Annotated in this window: 9 protein-coding genes; 2 read left to right on the plus strand and 7 right to left on the minus strand. The window is 40.9% G+C overall.

The annotated features are described in order from the left end of the window. Positions 1-106: 106 nt before the first annotated feature. Together M0M83_RS13790 and M0M83_RS13795 are read right to left on the minus strand one after the other, a co-directional pair. Positions 107-1510, minus strand: coding sequence for a restriction endonuclease subunit S (locus M0M83_RS13790; RefSeq protein ID WP_248466768.1), 1404 nt, complete (start codon positions 1508-1510; stop codon positions 107-109). After that, a complete protein-coding gene (locus M0M83_RS13795) occupies positions 1500-3104 on the minus strand; it encodes a type I restriction-modification system subunit M (protein ID WP_248466769.1) in 1605 nt (534 codons plus the stop codon). The genes M0M83_RS13790 and M0M83_RS13795 overlap by 11 nt, the downstream gene beginning before the upstream one ends. Before the next feature lie 351 nt (positions 3105-3455). Between M0M83_RS13795 and M0M83_RS13800 the strand changes: the two genes are divergently transcribed. Further along, a complete protein-coding gene (locus M0M83_RS13800) occupies positions 3456-5429 on the plus strand; it encodes a TonB-dependent receptor domain-containing protein (RefSeq protein WP_248466770.1) in 1974 nt (657 codons plus the stop codon). Between the two features lie 14 nt (positions 5430-5443). Further along, entirely contained in the window at positions 5444-6253 is an 810-nt protein-coding gene (locus M0M83_RS13805; protein ID WP_213914335.1) for a DUF4198 domain-containing protein, read from the plus strand. A 217-nt stretch (positions 6254-6470) separates the two neighbouring features. Here M0M83_RS13805 and M0M83_RS13810 read toward each other — a convergent pair whose 3' ends face one another. The 5 genes from M0M83_RS13810 to M0M83_RS13830 form a co-directional block, all read right to left on the minus strand. Continuing rightward, positions 6471-8102 (minus strand): sodium/sugar symporter, encoded by a 1632-nt coding sequence (locus M0M83_RS13810; RefSeq protein ID WP_248466771.1) that lies wholly within the window; start codon positions 8100-8102, stop codon positions 6471-6473. 263 nt (positions 8103-8365) lie between these two features. After that, a complete protein-coding gene (locus tag M0M83_RS13815; protein ID WP_248466772.1) occupies positions 8366-9370 on the minus strand; it encodes a substrate-binding domain-containing protein in 1005 nt (334 codons plus the stop codon). Between the two features lie 153 nt (positions 9371-9523). Beyond that, positions 9524-10486 (minus strand): galactose-1-epimerase, encoded by a 963-nt coding sequence (locus M0M83_RS13820; RefSeq protein ID WP_336432189.1) that lies wholly within the window; start codon positions 10484-10486, stop codon positions 9524-9526. A 103-nt stretch (positions 10487-10589) separates the two neighbouring features. After that, complete coding sequence (gene galK / locus M0M83_RS13825) at positions 10590-11744, minus strand: galactokinase (protein ID WP_248466773.1); 1155 nt, start codon at positions 11742-11744, stop codon at positions 10590-10592. A gap of 80 nt (positions 11745-11824) precedes the next feature. After that, on the minus strand, positions 11825-12877 hold the full coding sequence (locus M0M83_RS13830; protein ID WP_125894030.1) for a UDP-glucose--hexose-1-phosphate uridylyltransferase: 1053 nt from the start codon (positions 12875-12877) through the stop codon (positions 11825-11827). Positions 12878-12880: the final 3 nt, after the last annotated feature.

Raw genomic sequence — 12880 nt, forward strand, 5'->3', positions numbered from 1 at the left:
CTGTTTTATAAATTGTTTTTTATCGCGTTTTTTAATTAAGCTAGTTTAATTGATTCGATAACAAAAACCGCTGCACAATAAGAAAAATGTGAAGCGGTCGAGTAAATTAGATAAGTGTTTCTTCTGGAAGATCTATTTTGATGTCGTCTAAAGACAGCTCACCGGAGATTAATTTAGGGAGGAGAGTGTCGCGGAGTTGGGTTAATGTGTTGTTCTCTCTCATTCCGACAACTATTTTTCTTAAAAAATCATCACTCTGTTTTTTATAAGCTGCTAATACACTTGAATTAGGCAAAATAATATTGAATTTATCTATATCTTTTTTTCCTAAATGAGCAACTGTTGTTCCAACCTGAGCCATTTCTTCTATAGCTAAAAGAGGAGCAAGAGAATATTTAACAAAAAGATTACTGATGTTAGTACCTTTGGGTTTTGCAAGAAATAATCGTTGATTTAAATAAGCATCATCCCCAGACCAAATAGTCGCTCTAAACTCTGCATCCATTCCAACAATGATATCCCCTGCTATTATTTGTGTTTTCTTTGGATGTAGCTCTACACTAAATACTTGTGGTGCGCCTGTTTTTAAATCTCGAATGCGAACAATTGGCTTACCTTCGCCTAACTCGTTGAAAAGACTTGACTTAAATGGGGCTCCAAAAATGATATCCATGCTTTCATAAATTGAAGAATAAAACCAACCCTTTGGCACCCACCCCCCAAGCCCCAATGCAGGCTCTGAACACTTTTCAAAAGCATCAGGAAATAACTGACGGATATCCTCTGGTAACGGCTTAAAACCATTACTTTCACGCACAGTTTTACGCAATTCAACCCGACTAAGTAATTCTTCTGAAAAAGCTAAATCCTGCTCAAAAAAACCAGCTTCTAACGCATTATCAATCACAGGGTCAAAATCCATAAACCAGGATTTAAATAGCGTTTGCGCCATTTGCTCGAGAGTTTGATTAATTTCGCGATTAAGTGTAATTTTGTCGTTAATGCAAATAAACTGCTCAGCGATTCGATCTTGAATATTTCGACTTGGTAGTTCAATCTCTAAATTTCTAACTGCATCTTTTGTGATCGTTTTAGTTACTGAACCATTAGCAAAGCTCTTCACATATGCCTCATTTACCCTCAGATAAAGGTAAACATATATTGGATTTGCTTTTGCGGCATCAACTCTAAGCAAAAAAAGATTCATAGCTAATGATACAGGGACTTTCAAGTTAGGCATCAAATAACTAGACCCCGCGTTCGCTATTTTATTCATAATAATATCATTAGGATACACCTTAGACTTTGCAAGAAAACTATAAGCATGTTTGCTAATGTATTTTAAATTATTAGTAAAATCTTCCTGTTCAAAATTAGTTGTACGAATCATTACAGCAAAATCAGGCTTATCGAGTAATACAACATTTTCTTTTAGCTTCTTATAAGCCCCATTAGCATGATAGTCAGTTAATACACTTAACAGTTCACCTAACTTAACTTTACTCCCCATACCCCAGCGCCTCCATATTTTTACGGATAGCTTTATCAAGCTCTGCCGCTTCATCCATCTGGCGATAAAGGGTTTGGGTCAATTCTTGCATCTTGGTTTCAAACGACACACCGTCATCTTCGACCTCCGCAGCGCCCACATAGCGCCCCGGTGTGAGTACAAAATCATTGGCCTTGATATCGTCAAGGGAGGCAACCTTGCAAAAACCGGCTTGGTCTTGATACTGCTCAATACTGATTTCTTTGGCTACAACACGACGTTTCAGTTCACTTTCGCTACTGCGCCATGCATGGAAGGTATCAGCGATAGTGGCGATATCCTCACCTGTAAGTTCTTTTTGGGTACGGCTGATCATGGTGCCGAGGTTACGGGCATCGATAAACAAGGTTTCCCCTTGGCGGTCGCGATAACCATATTTGGCGCTCGCGTGTTTACTTTTACTGATAAACCACAGGCAAACAGGGATTTGCGTGGTAAAAAATAACTGGCCGGGCAGTGCAATCATGCACTCAATACGGTCATCTTCAATAAGCTTTTGGCGAATTTCCCCCTCACCACTGGTATTCGAGCTCATGGAACCGTTGGCTAACACAAACCCGGCAACCCCATCTTCACTGAGCTTAGATAACATATGCAAAATCCACGCATAGTTAGCGTTGCCCGTCGGTGGAGTGCGGAAACCCGCAAAACGTGGGTCGTTGGTCAGCTCGGCTTCATTACGCCAATCTTTTAAGTTAAACGGCGGGTTTGCCATAATAAAATCGGCTTTTAAGTCAGGGTGCTGGTCTGCGAAAAAGGTATCCGCTGGGCGTTCCCCTAAATTGCCCGTAAGCCCCCTCACCGCCAAGTTCATTTTCGCCAGTTTATAAGTGGTGCTGGTCAGTTCCTGCCCATAAATCGCAATATCTCTACTTTTCCCTTGGTGGCTTTCCACAAATTTCAACGATTGCACAAACATACCGCCCGAGCCGCAGCACGGGTCATACACTTTGCCTTGGTAAGGCTCTAACATTTCAGCTAGTAGGGTTACGACCGATTTAGGGGTATAGAACTCGCCCCCGCCTTTACCTTCGCTCGCAGCAAAGCGCCCTAAAAAATACTCATAAACACGGCCGACGAGATCTTCTTCCCCTACCCCACACTCCGTGGCAAGGGTATCGATGTTTTCAATGCTGTCGATCAGTGAGGCAAGCCTTTTCGGTTCAAGCCCTTGGCGAGAAAAATAGTTATCCGGCAATGCGCCTGTCAGTGATGCGTTGCTTTTTTCAATGGTGGATAACGCAGTATCAATAATCACCGCGATATCATCTTGTTTCGCACGCTCTTGCACATAAGACCAGCGGGACTGTTGCGGCAAAAAGAAAACGTTATCTTGCTGATAGAAAACATCCATATCAACAAAGGCTTCCTGACCATTTTTGATTAATTCGCTACGTTTGGCTTCGAATTTGTCACTAATAAATTTCAGGAACACCAAACTGAGTACCACATGCTTATACTCAGAGGATTCAACGCTACCACGCAGTTGATTAGCGGTATCCCAAAGGGTTTCTTCAAAGCCTTTGGTTGGTTTTTTCGCGGGTGATTTTGCCATGTCGATAGATTCTCTTTTCTTATCAATTATTATCGGAGAGCACTGAGTTAGTGTTGATTGTTTTTACGCCAGCTGCCGATAATGTATACAAAATAGGTATGAAGAAGATTATCTCATAAAATCAGATGGGTTTGGGCGGCTACCGCCGAAATTCTTTTTGAAACATCCACTTTAATGTCCACTGTGATCTTACCCATAACGCGCTGATACACGGCCAAATTAGAGAATTAGCGTGGTATCGGCAGCAAAATCCAAAATAATAATTTCAAAATAATTAGAGAGAAAAACTTGAAGTTATATTGTTATGTTATAACATAACCTACACATATCGGATCTATATTGGGTTTATTAATGAGAACAACAGCATTAGCAACTTTTTTTATTTTATTTCTAGGGAACCATAATTCGAGTTTTGCCGTTTCTACTGCAAAAGACTCAACAATTACTGTCACAGCAACAGGTATAGAAACGGAACAATTTGAAGCACCTTCCATCGTTAATGTAATACACAACAATACGGCATTAACTCATACCTCAATGACTGCGGGGGGGCTGTTAAAAGGGATCGCGGGGATCAGTGAAGTTGGCGTAGGTCGTACTAATGGGCAAACATTTAACTTACGGGGTTATAACAAAAATGGGGTTTTAGTTCTGGTTGATGGCGTAAGACAGGACACTGGAATGGACAAGGGAAGTGCGACATTTGTCGACCCATTTTTAATCCAAAAAGTTGAGGTTGTCAGGGGACCTATGTCAAGTTTGTATGGTAGCGGTGGACTTGGGGGAGTCATTGATTATCGAACTGCAAATGCAAAAGATTTTCTGGATGTTAACGAGAAATATGGCTTTCGCGTATTTACTGCAGGGGCAACAGGGGACCATAGCTATGGAACAGGGGCGATGGCATATGGGCGAACAGCACAATTTGATGGCTTGCTTTCGCTGACCCAACGTCAGCGAGGTAATATTTATCAAGGAGATGGGTACTCCGCTCCAAATGATGAAGAAAATAACAGCTTGTTTGCCAAAGGTGAATATGCGATTGACGAGAACCAAAGTGTAAGCGGCAGTATCAAACACTATCGTAGTAAATCAAAAGAACCTGGCAACCCAACAGTCACGAGTCCTAGTGTTGATAATTCAGAATACTATCACCGCAATATTACTCAGCGTGATATACAAATGAATTATCATTTTAACCCTACTTATTCAGGCTTAATTGATTTGAATACACTGCTTTATTCTTCTGAAGTGGATGTTCATTCAACACCTGCGGGACAAAAAAGTAAACACCGCAATAGCTCAAGTTATGGAACAAAAATAACGAATACGAGTGTGATCCAATCGCCATTATTTGGTCAACAGATTATTGTCGGTGGCGAATTTTATCATCAAAAGCACCAACCTTCAGGTGCTGAAACCGTCTACCCTGATGGGAAAATTAATTTTTACTCAGGGCTAATCCAAGATGAGATTACATTACGTGATTTACCAATGACTTTTATCATTGGTACTCGTTATGACCATTACCAAAGTAGCAATTCAAAATATGGTGATTTAACGGCTAGCAACTACTCGCCAAAAGCTGCAATTGTATTAAATCCAACCGATTGGCTGATGTTATTTGGTTCGGCATCTTCAGCTTTTCGGGCCCCCACAATGGAAGAAATGTATCGTGATGGATTACATTTTTATTCACGAGGGAAACCTAATTATTGGGTACCAAATCCAAACTTAAAGCCTGAAACTAATCATTCACAGGAGATTGGAGCGGGCCTGACATTTGATTCTATTTTCTCTGAGGGAGATAACATCGAACTGAAAGGCAGCTACTTTAATACCCATGCGAAAAATTATATAGCAACGCATGTTGATAGAAAAAAGGGAATTACCTATGCAAATAATGTCGCGTTAGCAAAAATTTGGGGATGGGATATCCAATCAAGTTATGAACATCGTGATTTCAAATTAGGCCTATCCTATAACCACACTGATGGGATTGATGCTAATAATCGTGAATGGTTAGGAAATTTAAGTCCTGATACGGTGGTCACTTCTCTAGAAATACCCACATCACTCAGTGACGTATCCGTCGGTTGGCGAGGCACTTTTGTCGCGCCAGCACGCCATGTGAAAACAGGCACGGACACTCAAGCAGGCTATGTTTTAAATACATTTTCTGTGGATTATCAACCTCTCGAAAATCTAAAAGGCGTAACCGCTGCGTTAGTTTTAGATAATGCATTAAATAAGCAAGCGAATTCAATTCAAGGTGCTCCTATTGCGGGCCGCTCTGTTAATGTTTTTGTTAGTTACCAATGGTAAATAGGAATACTGAAATGAAATACCAATTAATTACGATTAGTTTATCCACATTGTTGATGACATCTATAGCATCCGCTCATGATGTTTGGCTCACTGCTAAGCCAATAAGCGACCGTATTATTGCTGAGATTGGCTATGGCCATGATTTCCCGTCGAAAGGACGCTTACCTAATCGGCAGGATTACTTTGTATTACCGCAAATAACGACAGAACAAGGAAGTGAACCATTAGAAAGCACAGAAACAGATTATGTCTATGAATATAAGCAACATCTAAAAAATACAGAAAACTTTATTATATCAACAAATATGAAACCGATGTTTTGGTCTAGAACTAAGAAGGGTTGGCGGCCACTAGATAAGCAACAAGCAGAACAAGCGAGCTATTGCCAATTCAGCGTTAAATTCGCTAAAACGATCGTGAGTGACGGAAATCTAAAATTAGATAGTTATATCTTTAAACCTATAGGGCAAGAGTTAGAAATAGTCCCAATTAATAATATTTTTTCTAATAATGAGCAGGTAGATTTATTTCAGGTTTTTTACCGCGGTAAGCCACTTAGTCATAGCCAAGTTGAAATAGATTCTGCTGAATATATTAAAAATAGTCATAATCATAGCCACAGTCATGCAGCTAATAACGAATCAAAGCACCCGCCACATACTGCGGAGTATTCGGTGACGAGTAATAATGATGGCATTATTTCAATTAAGCATTTACCTGCTGGTGAATGGATGTTATTAACTAAGTATAAGCAACCATTTGAAAATAGAGAACAATGTGATGAAAGTGTGGCGGTAGCATCGTTGTCATTTAAACGTTAATCGCAATATTTTTACGGCTCTGACAGCTATCTCATAGACAGAATCGAATTATCAATGAGATAGCTTTTTCTTGAGGGTTAGTGACAATAGATAGTTAATCCAATTTCAGTTTTGATGATAACCATTATTTTGCTTAACAAACGCAAAAAATAAGGCGGGAGTTACCTTTCCCGCCTAATGTTATCATTTTATTTATCAGGTTGTTAGATGTATTTCGTTACCAGAACAGTGCATATAAAACGCATAAGATAACCATAATTGCGTATGACGCAATATTGAAGCCTTTTGAGGTTTTAAATGTCTCTGACGTTAGGATAATTGCCCCCTCACAGTCATCTTCTTTTGCTGTTGTTAAGCTTATCAAACCAATCACCACCGCAGTAAAGAAGAAGGTGTACATCATTTGGTCTAGGAATGGCATACCTAATGGCATCAGTTTTAAGAATAATGCAAATGGGATGGAGAGCAGTACACCGATGATCGCCCCTTTCGCATTGGTTTTCTTCCAAAACAAGCCTAATAAGAAGACAGCTAAGATACCTGGGCTAACTAACCCCGTATATTCCTGAATATATTGGAAAGCTTGTCCAATGTTACCCAGTAATGGGGCGATAAAGCAGGCAACAATTAAGGCAACAACCGCACTAACCCGCCCAACATTCACTAATTTGTGATCAGATGTGGATGGAGCAATGTATTCTTTGTAAATATCCATGGTGAAAATAGTTGCTACTGAGTTCAGCATGGAAGCTAAAGAAGAGACGATCGCTGCAGCTAATGCAGCAAATACAACCCCTTTAGCGCCTACGGGTAAGAACTGCGTTAACCATGGGTAAGCTTTATCTGCCTGTGCCAGCGTAGGTATATGCTCTTGTGCCATCGTACCTAATCCTGCCAATAACGCTGGATCAGAAACAATCACATATGCCGCGATACCGGGTACGACAACGAGGATTGGGACAATAAGTTTGAGAAATGCCGCGAAAACCAAACCTTTTTGCGCTTCATTAATCGATTTAGCGGCTAATGCACGTTGAATAATATATTGGTTAAAGCCCCAGTAATATAAATTGGCAACCCATAACCCACCAGTTAACACGGCAATACCCGGCAAATTGCTAAATTGCGGGTTGTCTGGGCTTAAGATCATTTCAAAATGCGCAGGTGCCTCGCTGGCCATACGACTCATACCCGCGAATAACCCTGCATCACCACCAATATAGCTCACTGCCATTATCGTGGTTAAAAAACCGCCTAAAATTAAGAAGAAAACTTGTACCACATCCGTCCATGCAACTGCAGACAAACCGCCATAAAGCGAGTAAATCACTGCAAATAATGCTAAGCCAAAAATAGCATAATGCATTGGGATACCAAGGATTGTTTGTAATGCTAACGACCCTAAATAAAGAACTGATGTTAAGTTAACAAAGATAAATAATGCCAACCAGAATACCGCTAAGATTGTTTTTAACGTTTTATTAAAACGTTTTTCAACAAATTCTGGAATAGTGAAAATACCTTTATCAATAAACACTGGCATAAAGTATTTTGCGACAATAATCAGTGTTAATGCTGCCATCCATTCATAGGATGCGATGGCCAAACCTATTGAAAAGCCAGAGCCCGACATACCAATAAACTGCTCTGCTGAGATATTTGCCGCAATCAATGAAGAACCGATTGCCCACCAAGGTAATGTTTTTCCTGCTAGAAAATAGTCTTTTGTACCTTTTTTTTGCCCTTTTTTATCTCGAGAAACCCAAAGACCAACACTAATAATGACAAGCACATACAGAATGAATATTCCGTAATCTAATGTGCTTAACCCAACCCCTTCAGTTTGCATAATCAAATTCCTTCACCAAATGATAACGAAGTAAGTGTAAACGTTACCACAAAATTTCACCGTTAAATGAATCACATATTTTCACAATATCCTCTAAAATATTAACTTAATGAGCTAACTAGCCGAAATTAATACAAAAAATCATTGATAGATAGAAAAATAGTGATGGCAGGAAATCTGTTTTATAGTAAAACCGTGAACTCCATCAAATATGAATGAAAACGTTTACACAAAATAATGTCATTCTATGACCTATATAGGAGTTAAGCGTGCAAAGGTCTAACTGAATTACGCTGAACCAATGTCGGAGAGTAAATCAAGCTTTCACCTGTTGTTTTTTCCCCTCTCGCTAAAGAGAGTGCTAGCTGGGTGGCTTTTTCTGCCATCATTTGGATAGGGTAACGAATGGTTGTTAAGCGTGGGTGGATATAGCGGGCAATCAACACATCATCAAAACCAATCACTGAGACCTGTTCTGGCGAGTGAATTTCATTTTCATCTAATACTGCGATGGCTCCTGCAGCCATAAAATCGTTATAACCCACGACCGCTGTAATTTCGAGCGATTTTATCAGCAAGTTCGTCATCGCTTGCTCTCCACCTTCTCCATACGGCACGCCATATTCAATATAACTATCAGACAGTTGAATACCATTATTTTTTAATGCATCCCGATAACCTTGTAAACGTTGCACCGCATCCTCAATTTGGTGATTTGAAGAAATGTACGCAATTTTAGTATGACCATGTCGAATGAGATGCTCTGTCGCTAAATAAGCGCCCTTGTAATTATTTAATGAAATACAGCGGTTTGCAATTTCATCAATATGGCGGTTTATCAGTACCATACTTGGGACTTCTTTCGCATATTGTAGCAATTCTGCATCATCAAGTGCTTTAGAGTGGATCACCAGAGCATCACAGCGGTTGTTGATCAACAGCTCAATAGATTGGCGCTCTTCCTTTGCGTTATGGTAACCATTACAAATCAGAATATGTTTACCGTTTTTATGCGCTACGCCATCAACGGCTTTGACCATCACGCCAAAAAAAGGGTCGGAAACATCGTTAACTAACACCCCAATGGTATTTGAACTTTGGTTCACAAGAGCACGAGCTGCGGCATTGGGACGATAACCCAGCTTATTCATTGCACTCTTTACTGAGACAATAGAAGCTTGACTCGCCTTCGGTGATTGGTTAATCACTCGAGAAACAGTTGCAACCGACACACCGGCTTCTTTTGCCACATCTTTGATTGTCGCCATCGTATACCTCTACAATTAGGATGGCTTATTAAACAATGCCCTAGGATTAAAAACAATGGCATAGCGCATATTAAAATTATTTAAATTAAAATAATGGGTTTATGGTGCAAAAAAGAAAACACCGCGGAGATGCGGTGTTAATGATGTCTAGATTTAGAACATAAATTGATAACAGGTTTCACTACAATAAATTTGATTAGGCTGTGAAATTGGGCTGTATCGCTCTCCCCATTCGGGATGATTAACGGCATCAGGAGGAAACTGCGTTTCAAATGCCACCCCGGAAAAAGGCGCATACGATTTGGTTTTACCTGCGACTGAAACCAAATAATTCCCGGTATAAAGCTGCATGGTGGGCATCGTTGTAAAAATATTCATTTTTACGTCTCCCTCAGGAGCGCTCAACGATGCTACCGCTTTGCGCCCATCGATACAGGCTGAATCAAGCACAAAAGTGTGGTCATAGCCCCCAGCTGCAACTTGGTCATTGTCTTGTAGAAAATCACGACCAATGAGTTTGCTTTGGCGAAAGTCAAAATTACTACCAGTGACATCACGCCACTCTCCACTCGGGATCCCTGTTTTATCTGTTGGTAAATAATAATCACCGTGTATCGTCAGAGCGTGATCTAACACCGTTTTTTCGCTACCCTCCCCCGCCAAATTAAAGTAAGTATGGTTGGTTAGATTTACAGGGCAGACCTTCGTAGTTTGGTGTTTATAACGGATAATCACTTGATTTTCATCTGTTAACTCATAACTCACTTCAACACGCAATTCCCCTGGAAAACCTTGATCACCATCCGGTGAGGTAAGTGAAAAAATTACCTTTTGGGCACTTAGTTGCGAAACAGCCCAAATACGATAACTAAAATTATCTTTCCCGCCATGTAAACAATGCGCCCCTTGATTGGCTGATACTGAGTAATTTTCACCGTGAATGGAAAAACGGGCATTTGCGATACGGTTAGCCACGCGCCCAACGGTCGCGCCCAAATACACATCCTGCTCTGCGTGTTGCTCCACATTCGGTGAACCTAAAACGACATCCCGTTTTCCACTCGCTAGCGGCAGAATACAGCTCATCCAGCTTGCCCCTAGACTTGTCAGGGTCATTTCTATACCATTTTTATTGGTTAACACTATGACTTTGGGTGTTTGATTTTTTTCTTGATTAAACAGCATGTTATATCAACTTTTTCAATATGTTAATTTGGTTTTAACTTACCACACTCGCACCTGAGCTTGGTTGGCAAACATAAATATCGGCTTGCAGACCTGTCGCTTTCTGGTATTGCGCTTCTACTGCGTCAATTACAGGCTGCACACATTGTTGCTGCATTAATGCCACCACACAACCACCAAAGCCTCCGCCAGTCATTCGCACCCCACCTTGAGTACCTAAAACGGACTTAACGATATCCACTAAAGTATCAATTTCTTGAACTGTAATTTCAAAATCATCACGCATAGAAATATGTGATTGCGCCATTAGCTCGCTTAGCTGCAATAAATCATTCTGTGTTAATGCTTTTGCTGCTGCCAAAGTTCGCTCGTTTTCACTGATCACGTGCTTGGCTCGCTTAGCAACAACAGGGGATAATTGATGCTGCTTCTGTAAAAACTCATCAAAAGTGACATCGCGTAACGCTTTCACCCCAAACAAATTAGCGGCTTCTTCGCATTGTTGGCGACGAGTATTGTATTCACTTCCAACCAAGCCACGTTGTTTATTTGAATTGATTATCATCACAACCAAATCATCAGGGATGGAAATAGGAAATAGCGCTAAACTGCGGCAATCAATCAATAGAGCATGACCTTCATCACCACAAGCTGAAATAAGTTGGTCCATAATGCCGCAGTTACAACCGACAAATTGGTTCTCCGCTTGTTGGCCATTCAGTGCGATATCTTGTTGACTAATATCTAATTGATACAATGCTTTCAGTGTCTGCCCAATCACCACTTCGAGTGAGGCAGAAGAACTCAAACCTGCCCCCTGCGGTACATTTCCACTCACAGCAATATCGCAACCGTTAAATGAAAACCCACGTTGTAAAAGGAACTTCACGACACCGCGAATATAGTTTGCCCACATTTTTTCAGGCAAAAATGCAATTTCGCTATCCAAGCTGAATTCATCGCACTCATTATGGTAGTCAGCCGCAACGACTCGGATTATACGGTCATCTCGTTTTGACGCGGCGGTCATCGTTTGGTAGTCAATGGCACAAGGCAATACAAAACCATCATTGTAGTCAGTATGTTCACCGATAATATTCACGCGCCCTGGGGCTTGAACATAAATTTCAGGTTGATAACCAAAGGTCTTTTCAAACGAGGAGGCAACAGTTTGCTTTAACGTTTCCATTTTTAATTATCCTTAATGCGTAATTTGCTTAACCCAGCAAACAGCTAAGTTAATTGTAATTTGATAAATCATTTAGCGGTTTAGCTTTGTTTATAATGGCAGTCACTCACATCACGCAAACGTTGTGCGGCTTGTTCAGGTGTGAGGTCCCGCTGGGTTTCCGCTAACATTTCATAACCCACCATGAATTTTTTCACTGTCGCTGAGCGCAATAATGGTGGATAAAACAAGGCATGTAATTGCCAATGTTCAATGCCTTGGCTGTCATTCATAAAAGGCGCAAAGTGCCACCCCATTGAATATGGGAAAGAACAGTGAAATAGATTATCGTAACGGCTTGTGAGTTTTTTTAGCGCAACAGCAAGGTCTGCACGAATAGTTTCATTCATTTCATCCATACGTCGAATATGTCGTTTCGGCAACAGCATGGTTTCAAATGGCCAAGCCGCCCAATAAGGGACAAGAGCAATCCACTCTTCAGTTTCGACAACAATCCGTGAACCATCTTGCTGTTCCGCTTTAATGTAATCGGTCAATAAGTTACGACCATGGCGTTGATAATATTGCGCGAGAAAATGGTCCTTGCGTGCAATTTCATTCGGTAAAAAATCACTCGCCCAAATTTGTCCATGAGGATGAGGTTGAGAACACCCCATTATTTCCCCTTTATTTTCAAAAACTTGAACCCAAGTATAACGCGCACCTAACTCAGCAATTTGTTGTTGCCATGTTTCGACAACGCCTTCAATGTCAGATACCGACAGTTCTGGCAGCGTTTTACTGTGATCAGGTGAAAAACAGATCACTCGGCTGACACCACTCACCGATTGTGACTGAAACAATTCAGATTGATTATCAGGTTGGGCGCAGGGTTGTGCTAATAGCGCACCATGGTCGTTTTGGAAGACATAAGTTCCCTGATAGTTAGGATTCACTTCCCCTGAAACCCGTGTATTACCCGGGCAAAGGAAACAATGCTCATCATATTGAGGCAACTCCTCTATTGATGGTTTTTCATCTTTACCGCTCCACGGTCGTTTTGCTCGATGAGGAGACACCAGAACCCACTGCCCCGTTAATGGGTTATAACGACGATGAGGGCAATCAGACGGGTTAAATGGCATTGTATTCATTTC

The organism is Providencia rettgeri (genome assembly GCF_023205015.1).
GTDB classification, from domain to species: domain Bacteria; phylum Pseudomonadota; class Gammaproteobacteria; order Enterobacterales; family Enterobacteriaceae; genus Providencia; species Providencia rettgeri_E.